Origin of the sequence: Blastomonas sp. (genome assembly GCF_030373265.1) — a bacterium.
Taxonomy (GTDB): Bacteria; Pseudomonadota; Alphaproteobacteria; order Sphingomonadales; family Sphingomonadaceae; genus Blastomonas.
This window is the reverse complement of the sequence record NZ_JAUCZC010000012.1, coordinates 1-19,756: the sequence shown is the minus strand read 5'-3', so window position 1 is coordinate 19,756 and position 19,756 is coordinate 1. Positions and strand designations below refer to the sequence as shown.

General features: G+C 65.2%; 16 protein-coding genes. 9 read left to right on the top strand and 7 right to left on the bottom strand.

The window, feature by feature from the left end:
- Positions 1–7 precede the first annotated feature (7 nt).
- From QUV11_RS08875 to QUV11_RS08865, 3 genes are read right to left on the bottom strand one after another with little or no spacing between them, the layout of a single operon-like run.
- Positions 8–2,086 (bottom strand): CHASE2 domain-containing protein, encoded by a 2,079-nt coding sequence (locus tag QUV11_RS08875; protein ID WP_300881758.1) that lies wholly within the window; start codon positions 2,084–2,086, stop codon positions 8–10.
- Positions 2,061–3,035: an MBL fold metallo-hydrolase gene (locus QUV11_RS08870; protein WP_300881756.1), complete on the bottom strand. Its 975-nt coding sequence runs from the start codon at positions 3,033–3,035 to the stop codon at positions 2,061–2,063. The genes QUV11_RS08875 and QUV11_RS08870 overlap by 26 nt, the downstream gene beginning before the upstream one ends.
- A 28-nt stretch (positions 3,036–3,063) precedes the next feature.
- Entirely contained in the window at positions 3,064–3,417 is a 354-nt protein-coding gene (locus QUV11_RS08865; RefSeq protein ID WP_300881754.1) for an STAS domain-containing protein, read from the bottom strand.
- Between the two features lie 117 nt (positions 3,418–3,534).
- On the opposite strand from QUV11_RS08865, the gene QUV11_RS08860 reads away from it, so the two are divergent.
- A complete protein-coding gene (locus QUV11_RS08860) occupies positions 3,535–4,779 on the top strand; it encodes a Coenzyme F420 hydrogenase/dehydrogenase, beta subunit C-terminal domain (RefSeq protein WP_300881752.1) in 1,245 nt (414 codons plus the stop codon).
- 110 nt (positions 4,780–4,889) lie between these two features.
- Here QUV11_RS08860 and QUV11_RS08855 read toward each other — a convergent pair whose 3' ends face one another.
- A complete protein-coding gene (locus QUV11_RS08855) occupies positions 4,890–5,567 on the bottom strand; it encodes a spermidine synthase (RefSeq protein ID WP_300881750.1) in 678 nt (225 codons plus the stop codon).
- A gap of 15 nt (positions 5,568–5,582) precedes the next feature.
- Entirely contained in the window at positions 5,583–5,915 is a 333-nt protein-coding gene (locus QUV11_RS08850; protein WP_300881748.1) for a DUF6481 family protein, read from the bottom strand.
- A gap of 281 nt (positions 5,916–6,196) precedes the next feature.
- Here QUV11_RS08850 and QUV11_RS08845 point away from each other — a divergent pair, with 281 nt between their 5' ends.
- From QUV11_RS08845 to QUV11_RS08830, 4 genes are all read left to right on the top strand, one after another.
- The gene (locus tag QUV11_RS08845) at positions 6,197–6,466 is read left to right on the top strand and encodes a GlsB/YeaQ/YmgE family stress response membrane protein (protein ID WP_300881746.1); all 270 of its coding nucleotides are present in this window, start codon (positions 6,197–6,199) and stop codon (positions 6,464–6,466) included.
- A gap of 324 nt (positions 6,467–6,790) precedes the next feature.
- Positions 6,791–8,014 (top strand): efflux RND transporter periplasmic adaptor subunit, encoded by a 1,224-nt coding sequence (locus tag QUV11_RS08840; RefSeq protein WP_300881744.1) that lies wholly within the window; start codon positions 6,791–6,793, stop codon positions 8,012–8,014.
- A gap of 188 nt (positions 8,015–8,202) precedes the next feature.
- Entirely contained in the window at positions 8,203–11,385 is a 3,183-nt protein-coding gene (locus tag QUV11_RS08835) for an efflux RND transporter permease subunit (RefSeq protein ID WP_300881742.1), read from the top strand.
- A gap of 16 nt (positions 11,386–11,401) precedes the next feature.
- On the top strand, positions 11,402–12,655 hold the full coding sequence (locus QUV11_RS08830; protein WP_300881740.1) for a DUF445 domain-containing protein: 1,254 nt from the start codon (positions 11,402–11,404) through the stop codon (positions 12,653–12,655).
- Between the two features lie 170 nt (positions 12,656–12,825).
- On the opposite strand, the gene QUV11_RS08825 is transcribed toward QUV11_RS08830, so the two are convergent.
- Positions 12,826–14,238, bottom strand: coding sequence for a protein adenylyltransferase SelO family protein (locus QUV11_RS08825; RefSeq protein ID WP_300881905.1), 1,413 nt, complete (start codon positions 14,236–14,238; stop codon positions 12,826–12,828).
- 37 nt (positions 14,239–14,275) lie between these two features.
- Here QUV11_RS08825 and QUV11_RS08820 point away from each other — a divergent pair, with 37 nt between their 5' ends.
- The 4 genes from QUV11_RS08820 to QUV11_RS08805 all read left to right on the top strand — a co-directional run bounded on the left by QUV11_RS08820 (position 14,276) and on the right by QUV11_RS08805 (position 19,004).
- Positions 14,276–15,178 (top strand): alpha/beta hydrolase, encoded by a 903-nt coding sequence (locus QUV11_RS08820; RefSeq protein ID WP_300881738.1) that lies wholly within the window; start codon positions 14,276–14,278, stop codon positions 15,176–15,178.
- 32 nt (positions 15,179–15,210) lie between these two features.
- Positions 15,211–16,371, top strand: a complete 1,161-nt coding sequence (locus QUV11_RS08815) for a glycosyltransferase family 4 protein (RefSeq protein ID WP_300881736.1) — start codon at positions 15,211–15,213, stop codon at positions 16,369–16,371.
- Between the two features lie 830 nt (positions 16,372–17,201).
- On the top strand, positions 17,202–18,503 hold the full coding sequence (locus tag QUV11_RS08810; RefSeq protein ID WP_300881734.1) for a hypothetical protein: 1,302 nt from the start codon (positions 17,202–17,204) through the stop codon (positions 18,501–18,503).
- A gap of 138 nt (positions 18,504–18,641) precedes the next feature.
- Positions 18,642–19,004: a hypothetical protein gene (locus tag QUV11_RS08805; protein WP_300881732.1), complete on the top strand. Its 363-nt coding sequence runs from the start codon at positions 18,642–18,644 to the stop codon at positions 19,002–19,004.
- A gap of 6 nt (positions 19,005–19,010) precedes the next feature.
- Here the strand turns inward: QUV11_RS08805 and QUV11_RS08800 are convergent.
- The coding region (locus QUV11_RS08800; protein ID WP_300881729.1) for a succinylglutamate desuccinylase/aspartoacylase family protein at positions 19,011–19,756 on the bottom strand (746 nt) is incomplete at its 5' end.

Here is a 19,756-nt window from a genome sequence, read left to right as displayed (position 1 = left end):
CCCGCTGTCAGTTCGCAGCCGGATTAGCACCCAGATAGCGGAAGGCAACCACGGTGAGGTCATCGCTGGGGTCGGTGCCCGCCTCGAAGGCGCGCACCGCGTCGCACAAGGTGGCGACCATCGCAGCGGCGCTCGACTGGTCGGCGATCAGCGCCTCGCGGGTGCGCTGGGTGCCGAACAACTGCTCCCCGGCGTTCTGTGCCTCGGTGACCCCATCGGTGATCAGCACCAACGCCTCGCCCGGCAGCAGGGTGAGGTGCTCGGCGGGCCAGGGATAGTCCATGATGCAGAACGGTGGGCCACCCTCGAGCGGTTCGTCGACCACCGCGCCCTCGTTGGTGATGCGCAGCGGGTTGTCGTGCCCGGCGTTGACCATCTCGACCCGCCCGGAGGCCAGATCGATCAGGCACAAAAGCATCGTGAGTCCCAGCGCATCGCCGCTGTCGCGCATCAGTTCGGTGTTGAGCATCGCGGCGGTATCGGCAAGGTCGCCGGGGCTGCGCAGCATCACGCTGCGCGACAGCGCCTTGGACAGCGCCATGAACAAGGCGGCGGGCACGCCCTTGCCGGTGACATCGGCGATCAGGATCATCACCCGGTCGTCGCCGAGCGGGATGATGTCGTAGAAATCGCCGCCCACCGACTTGGCCGCTTCGAGCTGCGCCGCGATGTCGATGCGCGGATCCAGCGTGGCCAGCGCCGCCCGGTCGGGCAGCATGCCCAGCTGGATCGCGCGCGCGGCGTCCAGCTCACCTTCGGTCCGGTTCTGCGCATCGCGCAGCGCCGCGCGCTCGCGCCGCGCCTCGCGGAACAGCGCGCCGAACACCGCCAGTGCCGCGCCGCTGCCCAGCAGCAGCGGGCGGATCGGGTCGAACAATGTGTCGGCAAAGCGGAACAGCGTCCAGCTCGCCAGCGGCAGGATCACCACCGCGGTCGCCAGCACAGTCCAGGTCATCCGCCCGCGCGTCTGGCGTGCGGCGAGCAGCAGCAGGAGGACTGCCAGCACGCCGCCGGTGATCCATTCGGCCGCGTGGCTCCACACCGGACGCACCAGCCAGCCGCCGCGCTGGATCGCGTCCGCCGCCTGCGCCTGCACCAGCACGCCGAACATCTCGGACCCTAACGGCGTCGCGACGATGTCGGGCGATCCCTCGGCGGTCAGCGAGACGATCACGGTCTTGCCGCGCAGCTGGGTCAGATCGAAGTCTTCGGACAGGATCTCGATCGCGGAATAGACATGGCTTTGGGGGATTTCGGCAAAGTGCAGCCGCAGGCGGCCTTCATTGTCCACCGGGATAGTGCGGTCGGCGATCCGCAACTTGCCGGGGGTCAGCGTGATCTCGGCGGGCGCACCGGTCTGCTGTTCCCGCGCCACCCGCGCCAGTTCCAGCGCCAGCCCCGGCACCAGCGCCTCGCCGGTCTGCGCCACCAGCGGCACGCCGCGCACCCGGCCGTCGCTGTCGGGCTTGCCGTTGAGCAGCCCGAAGCCCGGCGCGCGCTGTTCCAGCGTCTCGAGGTTGCGCTGGACCAACGGAAAGCGCGGCAGGGCGGCGGGCGGCGTGCCGGTGATCGTCGCCCATACGGTGAGGTCGGCAGGGTCCGCACCGCCCAGTGTAACCCCGGCACGGCCCAGCACCACCGGCGCGGTGCTGATCGCATCGGCAAACTCGTCGTCCATGCTGCCAAGCTGGTCCAGCCAGGCCTCCACCGCCGGGCTGTCGGGCGGGTACAGCCGCGCAAAGCGCGACGGGCTGACCGCATCGGGCTCGGCAAAGATGACGTCGAAACCGATCGCGCTGGCGCCGCCTTCGGTCAGCCTCTGGGTCAGCGTGGCGAACACCCGGCGCGGCCAGGGCCAGCTGCCGATGACATCGAGGCTTTCATCACCGATCGCCACCACGCGGACATTGCTGGCGGTCAGATCGCGCGGGCTCAGCCACTGCCAGCCATCGAAGACGGTGTTCTGCGCGCGCGGGCTGAGCGCCAGGCTGAGCAGGGCGGCTGCGGCAAACCCCGCCAGCGCCGCCAGCCACAGGCTGCGCGAGGGAAGCGCCGCCGCGCTAGAGGACGACTTCAAGGCCGTCATAGGCGCACAGCACCTCCAGCGGAGCGTGCTCGCGGGTCAGTTCCTCGTAGCGGATGCTCTCGGCGTGCATTCGCGCGATATCGGCGTCCGAATAGACCGGTTCGTGGTGGAACAGCGCCAGCCGTTTGGCGCGCGCGCCATGGCACAGGTCGATCGCGACGACGTTGCTCGAATGGCCCCAGTCCTCTTTCATCGAGACGCTGTCGGCGAGCGAATACATCGTGTCGCAGATGACGAGATCGGCGTTGCCGAAGAACGCTTCGACATCGGCCTCGCCGTGCATCTTCTCCATCTTGTGCTCGCTGTCGGTGCTGAACACCGCGATCTTGCCGTCCGCATCGGTAAAGCGGTAGCCGAAGCTGCTGTGCGAATGGTGCTGCTCCATCACCTCGACCTGCACCGCGCCGATCTGATAGACTTCGCCGGGTTTCAGCGTGCGGAATTCGATCTTCGCGCGCAGCCAGTCGAACGCGACCGGGAAGGAGATTTCCTCCTGCTGGCGGCGCAGCGCGGTCTCCGCATCCTCATGCCCGGAATGGATGACGATGTGCGCATTGGGGTCGAACGCCGGCACGAAGAACGGGAAGCCCATGATATGGTCCCAGTGCAGGTGCGACATGAAGAAGTGATAGACCCGGGCATGGCCAGCGGCGCAGCGACGCATCGCATCGAGCCCGAAGCTGCGCAGGCCGCTGCCCATATCGCAGAGGATGTAGGGATCGCCGGCGTCCGGATCACCCGCCGCGATCTCGACGCAGGTGGTTGCCCCACCAAAGGTGCCGCCGGTGGCGAAGTCCAGCTCGTTGCGGGTGAAGGCGCGCGCTTCGTCCAGATCGGCAAAGCTGCGGCCCGAGGCGGCGAGCAGGGCGCCTGCGACCTTCTCCTGCACGATCGAGGCCGTTGCCGCGACAGGCAGCGACCCGCGCGTGCCCCAGAACCGGATCAGCATTGACACCCCCCTTGGTTCAAGCTCCCCGCTAGAGCGCACCCTCAATCGTGTCGCTCACCGGGAACAGTTTGTCGTACCGGCTGATCGCCAGAATTTCGCGCATCACCGCGTTGGGCCGCGCCAGGGCCATGGTGACGCCTGCGGTATCGGCCTGGCGCTTGGCGAGGGTCAGCGCGCGCAGGCCGCGCGACGACATGTAGTCCAGCCCGGCAAAATCGACGACCAGCTTGCGGCCGGGTGATTCGGCGGCGAGGGTCACGCTGCTGGCGAGATGATCGGCAAAGGCCTGGGCGGTTGCCTCGTCGACCCGGCCATCGGGGCTCGCGACAACGCATCCCTGCCGCTCGGTGCTGGACCACTGCATGTCTTCTGCCTTTCGCATCTCCGGCAAATCCTAGCGTCAAATTAACATCGTGGGAAGTTGCCGCGAACGTGCGCTTGATGGGCCTCCCAAGCGAGCGTTTGCGGATCGGCGGAGCCCGGGCTAGTGTAAACCTTGATGGACACTTTACCCGCGCCAAGCCCGCACATCCCGACGGTGGATTTCGCCCCAGCCGTCCCGCGCACCCTGTGCACCGATTGCGGCATTTCGCGCACCAGCGACCCCAAGGCCTGCGGCCGCGCCTGCCAGTTCATACAGCCCGATTATCCGAAGCTGGAACGCCAGGTGCATGGCCGCGCGCGCGATGCGGACAAGGGCGACGAGCGGTTCTTCGGCCCCTACCGGCGCATGGTGCAGGCCGAACTCGTGCCCGCATCCCCGGGCGCGCAATGGACCGGGATCACCACCCGCATCGGCGCGCGGCTGCTCGAAACCGGCGCGGTCGATGCGGTGCTGGCGATCGGGCCGCATCCCGATGACCGCTGGCGGCCGCTGCCGATGCTGATTACGCGGGCCGACGACATGGCAAAGGTGCGCGGCATGCGCATGGGCTATGCGCCTTTGCTGGCGCTGCTCGAACCCGCACGCGCCGCCGGCCACCGCCGGGTCGCGGTGATCGGCATCCCGTGCCAGATCCACGCGCTGCGCGCGCTCGAGGCCGAACTGGGCTTCGAGCGGATCTACGTCATCGGCACGCCGTGCTCGGACAACACCACCACCGAGAACTTCCATACGTTCCTGGGGCTGCTGTCGGATGCGCCCGAGACGATCAGCTATCTGGAGTTCCGCGCCGACTATCACGTCGAACTGCGCTTCGACGATGGCGCAAGCCGCGAAATCCCGTTCCTGCAGCTGCCGATCTCGGACCTGCCGGGCGATTTCTTCCCGCTGACCTGCCGCACCTGTGTCGATTACACCAATGTGCTTGCCGACATCACGGTCGGCTATATGGCGGGGCGCGGCCAGCAGTGGCTGGTGGTGCGCAACGAGCGTGGCGAGGAGCTGGTGGCGCTGCTGGGCGATGAGCTCCGGACGGCGGAGGTGACCAGCGCCGGCAAAAGGGCAGGGCCGGTCAAGGGATTCATGACCAACACCGAGCTCGCCGCCGGAGGCTTGCCGCTGCGGCGGATGCCCAAATTCATGCGCAAGGTGTTCGGCTGGCTGATGCCGCGAATCGGTCCGCGCGGCATCGAGTTTGCGCGCGCACGGCTTGAAATGAAGGCGGTCGAGACCGTGCTCCACCTCCGCCGCGCCGCGCAGCCCAAGATGAAGACGATGATCCCCGACCATGTCTGGGCTTTGGTAAAGCCCTATGGCATCGAGCCGAAGCCCGGAGAACGGCACGAGCAGAGTGACACCTAGCGCTATTTGATCGTCACCCCCGCGCACGCGGGGGTCCCGCTTCTTTGCTACCGTGGCGCACAAGCGGGATTCCCGCGTTCGCGGGAATGACGGGGTTGGCTGTGGATTGGCTAGCCGCCCCGCACCGCGATCCAGATGGTGTGGCGTGCACCGCGGCCTGATTTGGTCGCGCGGACCGTCTCCTCGCGCACATCGAACCCTGCCTTGCGCAGCCGTGCAGTAAAGCGCGGATCGGGGCCGCTCGACCACACGGCAAGCACGCCGCCGGGGCGCAGTGCCGCATGGGCATGAGCAAGGCCCGCCAGCGTGTAGAGCGCATCATTGCCCTCGCGCGACAGCCCATCGGGGCCATTGTCGACATCGAGCAGGATCGCATCATATAGCCCGCGTCCGGCGCGGATCAGTCCGCCGATATCGGCCACTTCGATCTGCACCTGCGCGCTATCGAGCGTGCCCTCGTGCAGATGCGCCATCGGGCCACGCGCCCAGTCGACGATCTCGGGCACCAGTTCGGCGACGGTGATCCGCGCCTGCGGGCCGAAGGCTGTGAGCGCGGCACGCAGCGTGAATCCCATGCCCAGCCCGCCGATCAGCACGCTAGGACCGGTGACATTCGCCAACCGTGCCTGCGCCAGCGTCGCCAACGCCTCTTCCGATCCGCTCAGCCGGCTGTTCATCAGCTCGTTGGCGCCAAGCATGATCGAATATTCGGCGCCCCGCTGGATCAGCCGCAGGGGATCGCCGCCGCCGGGCACGTCAGCGGTGGCGAGGAGTTCGCGCGGGATCATGGTTAGGAGCGGGTCTTACCTGCGCTTCTTGCGCGCGGCATAACGGGCATCGCGCTTGAGCTTCTTTTCGGCTTCGGTCTCGACTTCCTGCAGCGCAGCGTTTTCGGCCTCGGCTTCGGCAGCCGCAATCTTCGCGGCGGCGTCGAGCTTGGCCTGCTCGCGCTCGGCGATCTTCTCGGCGCGCTTGGCAGCCTGAGCTTCTTCCTTGGCGGCCTGGGCTGCCAGCCGCTGGGCGACCACTTCGGGGTCGGGCGCAGGCTTGGCTTTCAGCTTGTCGAGCGCTGCCTGACGCGCTTTCTGCGCCAGTGCCTGACGTTCCTGAAAGCCTGGGTCCTTGTAGCCTGCCATGTTATCTCAATTCTTCATTCTGGTTCGGGAAGGTGCCGCGCACGAACAACCCGATATGCCGCGCAGACCATCTGCACGGATCGTTGAAGTCGCCGCCTTAGTCGAGCAGGCCACAAAACGCAAAGAATGAAGCGTGATCAACGGCAAAACCGCTGTCGGCGCAATGGCTGCCCCACCCGATCCCTGCAGTGTTCACCGCAGCTTGGAACCACTTCAACGCTTCGTCGTAATCTGGCCCAAGGTGACCGCAGATCGGCATCGGGCTAACAAGGGAGATTATCATGGGTTTGATTCTGGCGCTGATTATGGGCGGCATCATGGGCTGGTTGGCCAGCAAAGTTATGAACCGCGATGCCCAGATGGGCATCTTCTGGAACGTCGTCGTGGGCTGCGTGGGATCGGTGCTCGGGCACTTCCTGCTCGGCGGCCTGCTGGGCGGTCAGGGGCTGCGCGGCAATGCGTTTGATCCGTTGACACTGCTGACCGCGTTCATCGGTGCAGTCATTCTGCTGGCGATCGTGAACCTGGTTCAGCGTGGACGTGCCCGGTAACACATCACCGGTCTTTTAATTTCTTCTGCACCATTGGTGCCATCGCGGGGAGCAGCGGGCGACAGCGCCTTCTGCTCCCCGTTTTTGTATCCGCCCGCCCTCGACAATTGCCATGGACGCTGTGACGTCATAAGGAGCCCCGTCGCGTGCCGCATTATGGCTTGCGCGCGGTGCCTTAATTGGATAACACAGTGCCATGAAAACCGGGGGCTGCCGATGCGGCATTCCGGGAAAAAGCTTCCGATGACCGTCCGTCTCCGCCTGCCTTTTTAAGGGCAAGGTGGCGTAAAACGGGGAGGAGGCGTGGTTTGGACGGATCGTGCGATGAATTACGAAAGCAGCTTTGGCGGGGATGCGATTACCGCACGCAGCGAAGACCTTTATGGGTCGGAAGTGGACGAGTCCGCCAAGAAAAAGCGGCGCAACATCATCATCGCCGCGATCATTGCGATTGCACTGCTGATCGCCGCTGGCGCCTATTTCCTGGGCGGTGATGGCGAGACCGCTGCCGGTGAAGGCGCGCAGACAGGGGCTGGCGGCAGCGATTCGCAGGCACCTGCCGTCACTGTCATCGTTCCGGGCTCGGGATCGGTCGAGCGCGTGATCAACGCCACCGGCACGCTGGCGGCCCGCCGCGAAATGCCGATCGGCATCGCAGGCGAGGGCGGGCAGGTGGTCCGCGTGCTGGTTCAGCCGGGCGACTGGGTGAAGAGCGGCCAGGTGCTGGCGATCATCGATCAGGACGTCCAGACCCAGCAGGCCCGTTCGCTCGCGGCGCAGATCCAGGTCAACCAGGCCGATGCCGTGCTGGCACAAAACGAACTCGAGCGCGCGCTGCAACTGGTCGATCGCGGTTTCATCTCCAAGGCCGACGTCGACCGCCGCCGGGCGACGCGCGATGCCGCCGAGGCGCGGGTCGAGATCGCGCGCGCCCAGTTGCGCGAAGCGCAGGCCCGCAATGGTCGCCTCAACATACGCGCGCCCGAAGCCGGGCTGGTGCTCGAGCGCAATGTCGAGCCCGGTCAGGTCGTCGGTGCCGGCACCGGGGTGCTGTTCCGTATGGCTGCAGGTGGCGAGATGGAATTGCGCGCGCAGATGGGCGAGGCCGATCTGGCCAATCTTTCGGTCGGTGTTCGCGCCGAAGTCACCCCCGTGGGCGCGGGCCGCACCTTTACCGGGCAGGTCTGGCAGCTGCTGCCGGTGATCAACGAAACCTCGCGCCAGGGCATCGCGCGGATTGCGCTCACCTATGACAAGGCGCTGCGTCCCGGTGGATTTGCCAGCGCGGCGGTGATCAGCGGTTCGTCGCAATCGCCGGTGTTGCCCGAATCGGCGGTGCTCAGCGACGACAAGGGCAGCTATGTCTATGTCGTGGGCCAGGACAACAAGGTCGAGCGGCGCGATGTCACCACCGGCACCGTAACCCCGCGGGGCATTGCGATCGCCAGCGGAATCACCGGCAAGGAACGCGTCGTGCTCTATGCCGGCGGCTTCCTCAACCCGGGCGAGACCGTTCGGCCGCAGATGCAGGGTGCCAACGCGGGCTGACCCTGTTTCAGGCAATGGTTGTGCTGCTATGGCGTGCCGGTTGTCGAACAGGGCCATGCGTTGGTCGAGCCATGGCCTAGGGTACGCTGGTGTTTGGATGGCATTGCTTGCATGGCCCATGCATCTGGCCGTATTGACGTGGCGTAACTGATAACATGCCGGATATCCGGCGGGTTGAGGATTGAGCGATGAACTTCCGGAACATGTCGGCCTGGTCGATCCGCAACCCGATCATCCCGCTCGTCTTCTTCACCGGCCTGCTGTTCGCCGGCATCCTCAGCTTCATGCGGATGGACGTCGTCAACCAGCCCGACATCGATTTTCCCGCTGCGCAGATCATGATTTCGCAGCCGGGCGCTGCGCCGACCGAGATCGAAAACCAGATCACCCAGCGGATCGAGGCTGCGGTGCGTGGCATCAACGGCGTCAAGAACATCAGTTCGACCGCCAGCGAGGGCAGCTCCAGCACCTTTGTCGAATTCGAAATCGGCACCGATACCATCGAGGCGGTGAACGAGGTCAAGAATGCGGTCGATCAGATCCGCGGCAACCTTCCCGAAGGGATTCTCGAGCCGTCGGTGATGAAGGTGGATGCGACCGGTGAACCGATCGCCTATTTCGCGGTCGAAGCCGATGACATGACGATCGAGCAACTGAGCTGGTTCGTCGATGACACGGTGACCAAGCGGTTGCTGTCGATCGACGGCATGGCGGAGGTCGATCGCTTTGGCGGGGTCGATCGCGAAATCCGGGTGATCCTCGATCCTGCACGGATGCAGGCGCTGGGGGTGACCGCAAGCGTGGTCAACAATGCCCTGCGCCAGATCAACGTCGATGCTGCCGGTGGCCGTGCCGATGTCGGCGGGACCCGCCAGTCGCTGCGCGTTCTGGGCAATGCCGATACCGCCTTCGAGCTGTCGCAGATTCAGGTGCCGCTGGGCGGCGGGCGCACGATCAAGCTGACCGATGTCGCGACCGTCAGCGATGGTTTCGGCGAGCCGACCTCGATCAGCAAGGTGCGCAACAAGGAAGTCGTCAACTTCGCGATGACGCGCTCGAGGGGGGCATCGGACGTCACCGTCTATGACGACGCGATCCTGGCGATGGAAGAGATCAAGGAGCAAAATCCCGGGGTCAGGTTCATCCGGCTGGGTTCGAGCGTCGATTACACCAAAAGCCAGTATGAAAGCTCTATCGCCTCGATGATCGAAGGCGCGGTGCTCGCGGTTGTCGTGGTGTTCTTCTTCCTGCGCGACTGGCGCGCGACGATCATCTCGGCGATCGCGATCCCGTTGTCCGCGATCCCGACCTTCTGGTTCATGGATCTGCTCGGCTTCAACCTCAATTTCCTCTCGCTGCTCGCTTTGGGGCTGGTGGCAGGCGTGCTCGTCGATGACGCGATCGTGGAGATCGAGAACATCGTCCGACACATGCGCATGGGCAAATCGGCCTATCAGGCCTCGATCGACGCTGCCGACGAGATCGGCCTCGCGGTGGTTGCGACCTCGTTCTGCATCGTCGCGGTGTTCCTGCCGGTGGGCCTGATGCCCGGCATCTCGGGCCAGTTCTTCAAGAATTTCGGGGTCACCGTGGTGATCTCGGTGCTGATGAGCCTTGCCGTCGCGCGCATGATCACGCCGATGGTCGCGGCGTACTTCCTCGAGGCCAAGGGCCACGCCGAACATGGCGGGGGCAAGATGATGGACCGCTACATGCGCATCCTGAGCTGGTCGCTCGACCAAAGCAGGGCGAAGGCATATCGTGGCGAGAACCCTGGATTGGGTCGGAAATTCGCCGCCATCTTCCTGGATCATCGCATGTGGATGATGGGTGTCGGCCTGTTTGCGTTCGTCCTCACTGTCGTTCTGTTCGCGGTCACCCCGGTGCAGTTCCTGCCGAAGACCGACGAAGACAACAGCCGCATCCAGATCGAGATGGTTCCCGGCACCACGCTCGAGCAGACCGAGGTCGTCGCCGACAAGGTCGCTGCGATCATGTACCAGCAGCCCGAGGTCGAACGTGCGCTGATCCGCATCCGCGAAGGCAACGGCACGATCTTCGTCACGTTGAAGGAAAAGCGCGAGAAGACCTCGATCGAGTTCGAGCGTGATCTGGCTGAGACGCTGCAGGCGGTTCCCGATGCGCGCGTCAGCTTTGCCTCGCAATCGGGCGGTGGCGGCACCAACCGCGATATCTCGATCATGCTCACCGGGTCTGACCCCGAGAAACTGTACGAGACTGCAGGCACACTGGTCGAGCAGATGAAGGGCATCAAGCTCATCACCGGCCCGCGGGTGAATGCCGACATGCGGCGTCCCGAGATCATCATCAAGCCGCGGGCCGATCTGGCCGCCCAGTTGGGCATCACGACGGCAGCGCTCAGCCAGGCGATCCGTATCGCGACGTTGGGCGAGATCGAGCAAAACTCGGCGCGCTTCTCGCTGTCCGATCGGCAGATCCAGATCCGTGTCGTGCTGCCCAAGGAATCGCGAAACGATTTCAACACGATCCAGAACCTTCCGGTGCAGACGGCCGCAGGCGGCTCGGTTCCGCTCAACCGCGTGGCTGACATTTCCTTCGGATCCGGGCCGACGACGATCCAGCGTTACAACCAGGAACGTCGCGTCTTCGTCGGCGCCGACCTGGCACAGGGCGTGGTGACCGGCGAGGCGATGACCGCGATCAACAACCTGCCGATCATGAAGAACCTGCCCACCGGCGTCGGCAACAAGCCGTTTGGCGAGCAGGAATGGCAGGCGGAGCTCGCAGTCAACTTCGTCATCGCCCTGGTTTCCGGCATCCTGCTGGTGTTTGCGGTGCTGGTGCTGCTGTACAAGAGGTTGATGTCGCCGCTGGTCAACATGGGTTCGCTGGCGCTTGCGCCATTGGGCGGCATCTTCCTGGTGTGGGTCGTCGGCCAGCCGGTGTCGATGCCGGTGCTGATCGGGGTGCTGATGCTGCTGGGCATCGTGTCCAAGAACTCGATCCTGCTGATCGACTTTGCCATCGAGGAAATGCAGCGCGGCGTACCCAAGCTCGAGGCGATCCTCGAGGCCGGGCACAAGCGTGCGCAGCCGATCGTGATGACCACCGTCGCGATGACCGCGGGCATGGTGCCGACGGCCCTGTCGCTGTCGGGCGATGGCGCGTTTCGCGCGCCGATGGGCACGGTGGTGATCGGCGGGCTGATCGTCTCGACGCTGCTGACCCTGGTGATCGTGCCTGCCGGCTTCAGCCTGGCCGATGGCGTCGAAAAGCGCGTCGGTCCGTGGCTGAGCAGGAAGCTGCTGACCTACAAGACCGGTGATAACGCCGATGACGAGGCGATGATGGCCGGTGGCAAGCCGCGCGGAATTCAGCCTGCGGAGTGAGCGGCAGGCGTCTGTCATGACCGCCACGGCATTGCCGAGAAGCGCTGACCCAGCGTGGCGTATCCGCGCCATCGCCACCGGCATGCTGGTGGTGATGGCGGGGGTTTTCATCGCCACGCACTGGGCCGAAGACAATGTCGACGCGCGCTGGGGTTATGTCCGCGCCTTTGCCGAGGCCGCGATGGTCGGCGGGTTGGCGGACTGGTTCGCGGTCACCGCCCTGTTCCGCCATCCTTTGGGCCTGCCGATCCCGCACACCGCGATCATCCCGCGCAACAAGGACCGCATCGGCGACACGATGGCGCAGTTCCTGCGCAGCAATTTCCTCACGCCTCTGGTCGTGGCGCGGCGGATGCGGCACATGAATGTCGCAGGCGCGGCTGGGCGGTTCCTCGTCGAGCCGACCGGCGGGGAAGGGCGGCTGCGGCTGGGCGCATCGAACATGGTCGCCGATGTTCTCGAATCGCTCGACCAGGACCGGCTCGGCGGCAACGCCAAGGAAGCGCTGCGGGTCCAGCTTGAAAAGCTCGACGTCGCGCCGCTGCTCGGCCAGATCCTCACCGCAGCGATCGCCGACAATCGCCATCTGCCGCTGATGGACGGCATCATCAAATGGACGCAGCGCACCCTGTTCGCCAATGAGGAGCTGCTGCGCGAGATGGTGCGCACCCGCGCCAACACCATCATGCGCTGGACCGGGCTCGACGAGCGCCTCGCCACCGGGATCGTCGATGGCCTGCACAACCTGCTGTTCGACATGGCCGAGGACACCAGCCACCCGCTGCGCGGCAAGGTCGAAGAGGGGCTGGAGACGATGGCGCACCGTCTGCTCCACGATCCCGAGATGCAGGGCAAGGTCGCCGACATCAAGGCCGAGATGCTCGCCAACCCGGCGATGGCGCGCTGGCTCGAGGGTCTGTGGGAACGCAGCCGCACCGCATTGATTCGCGCCGCGCGCAATCCCGATCATGCGCTCTCGGGCCAGTTCGGCGACGGCCTCCGCCAGATCGGCGAGGCGCTGCAGACCGATGCGCGGATGCAGACCCAGATCAACCGCTTCGCGCGGCGCACCCTCGTCGGCATCGCCAACCGCTATGGCGACCAGATCGTGCGGCTGGTGTCGGAAACCGTGCACCGCTGGGACGCGCGCACGATCACCGACCGGGTCGAGTCCGCGGTCGGCAAGGACCTCCAGTTCATCCGCATCAACGGCACCCTGGTCGGCGGTCTGGTCGGGCTGACGATCCATGCCGTGGTGGTTTGGTTATAGCCTGTTAAATCCTCCCCGAGCTTGTCTCGGGGAGGGGGACCGCCGACCGCAGGTCGGTGGTGGAGGGGAAGCGGGATGGCACTTCGCCTCAAGCATTAACGAGCAACGCTGCCCCTCCACCACCCGCTGCGCGGGCGGTCCCCCTCCCCCAGCAAGCTCGGGGAGGATTTTTACGTTCGCAAAGCCTCGCCCATCGCCCGCACAGCATCGACCTTGGCGCTCAGCGGCCCCCAGTCGTCGCGTTCGGCGATCGCGGCCCAGATGCTTTCCACCTCGTCGATCAGCATCGATTGCGCGCCATCGCCCTGCCAGTACGCATGCTCGCGATCCCGCGCCGTCGCATACCCCGCCTTGACCGTACCGAACGCCGCCCAAAGCGCCTCGCCTTCGGTGCCGACCAGCTCTGCCGGGCAGCCCGGCATGGCATCGCCCATCCACGCGAAGAAGAACGCGTCGATGCCGACACCGCCCTGCATCATCACCGCTTCGGCGGCGGCGACCAGATCGCGGTCGGTGTCCAGCCCCTGGCTCACCACCCCCAGCCGCCAGCAGAAGCGCTTTGCCAGCGCCTGCTGGTACAGCGGCCCGAAGCGTTCGAGCGCGGCGATCAGCGGCGGGGCATCGCTGATCAGCCGCAGCGCCACCGCGAGCTGGCCGAGGTTCCAGTGGATCGCCTCGGGCTGGCGCGCGAAAGCATAGAGCCCCGAATGATCGAAATAGGCCGCGGTGAACCCCGGCTCCCAGGTCGGCGCGAACCGCCACGGGCCATAATCGAAGCTCTCGCCGGTGATGTTCATGTTGTCGGTGTTGAGCACGCCGTGGACAAAGCCCGCGACCATATAGCTCGCCGCCAGATCGGCCATCCGCTCGACCGCCAGATCGAGCAGCCGCGCCGCATCGTTCTCGCCCGCGCGCCCATCACTCTGGCCATCGTACAGCGTGTCGAGCGCATAGCGCACCACGCGGCGCATCTTGTCGGCATCGTCCTCGTACGCGATCCGCTGGAAGGTGCCGAAGCGGATATGGCTGTGGCTCAGCCGCACCAGCACCGCCGAGCGGGTGGGCGAGGGCTCGTCGCCGCGCCACAGTTCCTCGCCGGTCTCGATCACCGAGAAGGTCTTGGAGGTGTGGACCCCGAGAGCCTCGAGCATCTCGGTGGCCAGGATCTCGCGCACCGCGCCTTTCAGCGTCAGCCGCCCGTCGCCATCGCGGCTGAACGGGGTCTGCCCCGAACCCTTGGTGCCCAGATCGAGCAGCCGCCCGGCATCATCGCGGACCTGTGCGAACAGGAACCCGCGCCCGTCGCCGATCTGCGGATTGTAGCTGCGGAACTGGTGGCCGTGATAGGCCAGCGCCAGCGGCTGCGGCAGGTTGCCGGGCAAAGGCTCGAACCGCCCGAAATGGCGCGCCCAGGCTGCGTCATCCAGCGTGTCGAGGCCGACGGTGGCGGCATGCCGGTCGTTGCGGAAGCGCAGCACGGTCTGCGGGAAATCCGCCGCCTGGACCGGGTGGGCGATGGCATCGGCGATGGCGAGGATCGCGGGATCGGAGCGGGGCGATGTGGCTTGCGGTTCTGCTGTCATCCCGCGATAGTGGGGGTCAAAGGGAGCCTGCGCAACCATGTCCAAGTCCGATCTGCCTTATAGCGATGGTTTCTGGTGGTCGAACGACGGGCTTCGCCTGCATTACCGCGATTATCCGGCGCGCCCCGAAAACGCGCACCGTCCGCCGGTGATCTGCATCCCCGGGCTCACCCGCAACGCGCGCGATTTCGAGCAGGTCGCCGCGCGCCTGGCGGGCGACTGGCGCGTGATCTGCGTCGACCTGCGCGGGCGCGGCGACAGCGCCTATGCCAAGGACGCGATGAGCTATGTCCCGCTGACCTATGTCCAGGACATGGAGGCGCTGCTGCGCGAGCAGGCGATAGAGCGGTTTGTCTCGATCGGCACCTCGCTGGGCGGGCTGATCACGATGCTGCTCGCCTCGACCCGGCCCGGCCGCGTGGTCGGGGCGTTGCTCAACGATGTCGGCCCGCAGATCGAGGCGGCGGGGCTGGCGCGGATCCGCGATTATGTCGGACAGGGCCGCTCGTTCCCCACCTGGATGCACGCCGCCTGGGCGCTGGCCGAGGTGCAGCGCCCGGTGTTCCCCGATTATGCGATCAGCGACTGGCTCGATCTTGCCAAGAAGACGATGAAGGTCGGCGCGGGCGGGCGGATCGTCTATGATTACGACATGCGCATCGCCGAGCCGTTCGCGGTGCCCGGCGGCGAGGCGGGGGTCGATCTGTGGCCCTCGCTCGCCGCGCTGGCGCCGGTGCCGGTGCTGATCGTGCGCGGCGCGCTGTCCGATCTGTTCAGCACCGCGACCGCCGAGCGGATGCTGCAGATGTTGCCGCAGGGCCGGCTGCTGACGGTGGAGAACAAGGGGCATGCGCCCTCGCTCGAGGAGCCCGCGGTCGCCGAGGCCATCGCGGCATGGCTCGCCGAGGTCGACGCCGCCGCGCTTGCGACCACGGCCTGAGCAGCTATAGCTCCGTCGCGATGAAACAGCCGATGAAGCCAGCGAAAACCGCGCTTAACCCCGCGCGCATCCTGCACCTGCACAGCACCTTCGATCTGGGTGGCAAGGAGGCGCGCGCGGTGCGGCTGATGAACCATTTCGGGGCGTCCGCGCACCACACCATCCTCACCGCGGTGCCCGATGCGCTGGGTGCGCGCGGGGCGATCGCGCCGGGCATCCGCGCCGATTTCCCGACCGATGCGCCTTCGCTCGCGGGCAAGCCCGGCATCGCGCGCTACCGGGAATTCGTCGAGTATTTCAAGCGCTTCGACCTGATCTGCAGCTACAACTGGGGCGCGATGGATGGCGTGATGGCGCGTACGCTGTTTGCCGGGCAGACCAGGCTGCCGCCGGTGGTGCATCACGAGGATGGCTTCAACGAAGACGAGGCGGTGCGGCTCAAGCGCAAGCGCAACTGGTTCCGCATGGTCGCGCTGGCTCGCACCGATGCGTTGGTGGTGCCGTCCTACACGCTCGAGCGGATCGCGCTCGATGTGTGGAAGCAGCCCGACAGCCGGGTGCGGCGCATCCCCAACGGCATCGATATCGCAGCCTATGCCAAGCGTCCGCAGCGCGGATCGATGCCCGGCTTCCAGCGCCGCGATGGCGAGATCGTCATCGGCACGCTCGCCGGCCTGCGCGCAGTCAAGAACCTGCCGCGGCTGGTGCGCGCGGTCGCCGCGCTCGACGTGCCGGTGCGGCTGGTGATCGTCGGCGAGGGGCCCGAGCGCGCGGCGATCGAGGCCGAAGCGGCGCGCGTCGGCCTGGGCGACCGGCTGCTGATGTCGGGCTTCCTCAAGAACCCTGCGCGCTATGTCGGGCTGTTCGATATCTTTGCGCTGTCGTCGGACAGCGAGCAGCAGCCGATCTCGGTGATGGAAGCGATGGCGGCGGGGCTGCCGGTGGCCGCGCCGATGGTCGGCGACATCGCGCACATGGTCGCGCCGGACAATGCGATCCTGCTGGGCGAGCCGGGCAGCGAGGCGGGTCTGATCGACTGCCTCCAGCGCCTCGCCGCCGACCCCGCACTGCGCGCCTCGCTCGGCGCGGCGAACCGGGCCAGAGCCGAGGCCGAGTTCGACGAACGCCGCATGCTCGACCGCTACGCCGCGCTCTACGGCCGCGCGATGGGACGGCCTGAATTCGGCAGGTGAGGGGGCGGGGGGCGTCGCGCCCAATCCAGCTCGACCTGCACCCCACCCCGCTCAGCCGCACCCAACATCCGCTCAGCCCGAGCCGAAGCCCCGCGCTCCTACATCCGCTCAGCCTGAGCCTGTCGAAGGCCCCGCGCGAACGCCAGCCCAACACACTCGTCAGCCCCGCGAAGGCGGGGATCCCGCTGCTGCGCGAACGTCCGCGCAAAAGCGGGATTCCCGCGTTCGCGGGAATGACGGAAGAGGGGAGGAGGACAGAGGCCAAACCCCTGTTGGATTTGCGCCTGCACCCCTCCCGCTCCTGAAACCATGCAGGCGAACGCGCGCACCAGAAAGGCGCGCGAGGGCGGCGGGCCGGGGACGGTCCGGTCGAAACCGGATGCGTGCGGCGGACTGGCGGGTGATTGGTGCAAAGCCTCATTCCGCCAAGGGCTGATGGTCCTTCCATCTTGCGCTTTCGGTGGCATTATGCGGCGAGGAAGGAAATCCAAAGCTGCCGCACGCTGACCGACTGCCGCCTGGGTTCGGCTTGTCCGATGGGGTGTCCGGCTCTCGCGAAAAGCCCGCCCACCAGCCCCAACCCGCCGCCCCCGGATGATCCCGGGAAAGCACATGCCTTAAGTCCGCACCGGGCAGATTTGGTACGGAGGCGGATAGTATTTAACCGATTTGGCTATTAAACTCAAGCCCTTTTATGGTTCCGTGCGACGCCTCTTGACCGATCGCGAAGTGGTTTACCAATTGACACATATTTGGCATGAGGCACGATGAAAGCATCGCTATCCTTTATTTTATTAATGGTGTTATAAGCCGAGCATAGAAAGTAATTAATGATGATGCTAGCATTTGAGGAGATGATTGCCCGCTGTGTAGATGATGAAGCTAAGGTGCACATCCGGGAGGCCGTCAGGTGCTATGAAGCTGGCGCTTATCGCGCCGCCATCGTCTCGACATATATCTCAGTCTGTTTCGATCTGATTGCGAAATTGCGTAGCTTATCGTCAGGTGGAGATGGATATGCAAGAACGATGATTGCATTGCTGGACAACTTTCAGCAACAACTCGGTTCGGGAAATCAAGCTGCCATTAAAGGGCTGCTCGAGTTTGAAAGAGAATTGCTTGAGGCTTTTCGTGACAAATTTGATTTTTTTGGAAGTCAAGAATTCGAAGAACTCTCCCGGCTGCGGGCAGACCGCAATAGGTGCGCGCACCCAAGCTTTACACATGATACGTTGCCTTACGCACCACCGGCAGAGCTTGCGAGGCTTCACCTGCGGTCTGCATTGACTTATGTTTTGTCCCAGCCGCCTCGGCAAGGTAAAGCGGCTATTGCTAGCTTGCGCGCTACAGTAACTTCGCCTTACTTTCCAACTAATTCTGAAGAAGTAGTTGAGCGGCTACGCGGAGCAGAAATTGGTACTGCTCGCGCGCCGCTCGTGAAAGCCTTTATCGACGATTTAATGCATGGTTGGCCGAGCCCCGGCCATATGTATCATAAGCATAGCAATGTTCTGCCAGCGATGGAGGCGACTCTCGAGTTGGATCGGCCTGTAGCCCTGCCTCGACTCATTATCGCGATACAGAAGCTTGCAAAAAGCGGCGATGCGGACGCAGTGCTCTTTGCCGGCGCAGCAGCATTGCGGGTCCAAGAAGCTGCGGAGCAGCTGGACGATGCTGCCAGAACCGTACTCAAAGTCTGGCTGACGGAAGAAAAATCACCGAACAAGGGAAAGGCAGTTAAACGCGCTTTACAAATTGGTTGGTGGCGGGACAGAGCAATTGACGCTCTGGAGTCTCTGACTGCTGACCAACTGGGTGCGGTTGTGGACCCTCCCGCGGAAATGGTCACCAAGGCAGCCCAGCTATATACTACCGCCCGGAACTGGGAATCCGCAAACATGCTTGCAACGAAGCTTGCACTACCACTGGCTGACCGCTTTAGCTTGGCGGATATCGAGCTTGTATTGAAGGCGACTCAGGCAGGCGCGGATCTTCCTGGTAGCCACGGCTTTCGCGAATTTATTGACGTCCTATACGACAAGAACGCAATTTCAGAAGAGGATCTCGAGGCCCTGCTGGAAGCACATGGCCTCGACCACTACAGACGAGAACCACAGGTCGAGGAAGCTTGACGCGGACTGACGTGGATTATTTAGCCACGTCTTGGTCATCTGGTACACCCAAATCCCTCTTGCCCACCCCACCAATTCTCGACACACTGCCTCATCCCGACGGCGCCCATCAGCCCGGCATACAGGGAAGGAAACGTCGTGCAAGATCAGGCGGCCCCACCTGTCGTCATTGCGCAGCCCGCCGAAACGATCGAGCGGGCTGCGGGGTTTGATCTGGCGCGGCTTGGTCGCACGGAGCTGGCGCAAAAGCCTGTCGTCACGCTGCCGCGGTGCAACCGCAATGCTCAGGGCGAGATTGTCGTGTGCGCGATGCGGCCCGAGGAGTTTCTGCCCAAGACCCATGATCCGCACGACTTTGCCGCCAAGCTTGACGAGGGCATGGGGCTGGCGGCGGTCGGCCTTGGCGATGGAGTGGTTCTGGCCGCCGAGGTCGAGCAGGTCGATATGGGCAATGGCGTGGTCAGCAATCGCGTTATGGTGCGGCTCAAGCTGAAGCAGTAGACCCCCTCAAATCAACTCGTCCTCATCCAGCAGCCGGTCATTCAGCAACCCGTCGGTGATCTGATCGACCCGCTCCTCGACATCGCCAAAGCGCATCACTTCGGCGATATGCACCAGCGCGTCGCCCTGGTTGACCACGGGCAGCACCGCGTGGCCGATGATGATGCCGTCGATCGGGGCGCGGAATTCCTGTCCGTCGTCGCCGAAGATGCCGGCGACGCGACCGATGACCTGGCCCTTCGTCACCGCGTCGCCCGATTTGGCGGCGAGCACGCACAGCCCGCCGCGCGGGGCGCGGACCCAGATCGAGCGGCGCGAGCGGGCAGGGATGGTGACTTGGGTTGCTTCCGGGTGCGGCTGGATCATGCCGAGATGCGCCATCACGTTGAGCACGCCGTTGACCCCGCAGCGCACCGACAGCTCGTCGAAGCGCAGCGCCTCGCCCGCCTCCATCAGCAGCATGTCGACGCCTTCGCCGCGCGCGATGTCGCGCAAGGATCCGGGGCGCAACGGACTCTCGATCACCGCATGCGCGCCGAACAGCATCGCGAGCTCGCGCAATGTGTCGTTGTCCGGCGCGATGCGGATCTGCGGCAGGTTGTAGCGGTGGACCGCGGCGGAGTGGATATCGATGCCCAATGAGCAGTGGCAGATCACCTCCTTGAGGAAGATGTTGGCGAGCTGCGCGGCGAGCGAGCCCCTGGCGCTGCCGGGGAAGGAGCGGTTGAGATCGCGCCGGTCGGGCAGATAGC

Coding starts and splice junctions, on each gene's coding strand:
- QUV11_RS08875 (WP_300881758.1), bottom strand. CDS start 2,086: ATGACGGCCTTGAAGTCGTCCTCTAGCGCGGCGGCGCTTCCCTCGCGC.
- QUV11_RS08870 (WP_300881756.1), bottom strand. CDS start 3,035: ATGCTGATCCGGTTCTGGGGCACGCGCGGGTCGCTGCCTGTCGCGGCA.
- QUV11_RS08865 (WP_300881754.1), bottom strand. CDS start 3,417: ATGCGAAAGGCAGAAGACATGCAGTGGTCCAGCACCGAGCGGCAGGGA.
- QUV11_RS08860 (WP_300881752.1), top strand. CDS start 3,535: ATGGACACTTTACCCGCGCCAAGCCCGCACATCCCGACGGTGGATTTC.
- QUV11_RS08855 (WP_300881750.1), bottom strand. CDS start 5,567: ATGATCCCGCGCGAACTCCTCGCCACCGCTGACGTGCCCGGCGGCGGC.
- QUV11_RS08850 (WP_300881748.1), bottom strand. CDS start 5,915: ATGGCAGGCTACAAGGACCCAGGCTTTCAGGAACGTCAGGCACTGGCG.
- QUV11_RS08845 (WP_300881746.1), top strand. CDS start 6,197: ATGGGTTTGATTCTGGCGCTGATTATGGGCGGCATCATGGGCTGGTTG.
- QUV11_RS08840 (WP_300881744.1), top strand. CDS start 6,791: ATGAATTACGAAAGCAGCTTTGGCGGGGATGCGATTACCGCACGCAGC.
- QUV11_RS08835 (WP_300881742.1), top strand. CDS start 8,203: ATGAACTTCCGGAACATGTCGGCCTGGTCGATCCGCAACCCGATCATC.
- QUV11_RS08830 (WP_300881740.1), top strand. CDS start 11,402: ATGACCGCCACGGCATTGCCGAGAAGCGCTGACCCAGCGTGGCGTATC.
- QUV11_RS08825 (WP_300881905.1), bottom strand. CDS start 14,238: ATGACAGCAGAACCGCAAGCCACATCGCCCCGCTCCGATCCCGCGATC.
- QUV11_RS08820 (WP_300881738.1), top strand. CDS start 14,276: ATGTCCAAGTCCGATCTGCCTTATAGCGATGGTTTCTGGTGGTCGAAC.
- QUV11_RS08815 (WP_300881736.1), top strand. CDS start 15,211: ATGAAGCCAGCGAAAACCGCGCTTAACCCCGCGCGCATCCTGCACCTG.
- QUV11_RS08810 (WP_300881734.1), top strand. CDS start 17,202: ATGATGATGCTAGCATTTGAGGAGATGATTGCCCGCTGTGTAGATGAT.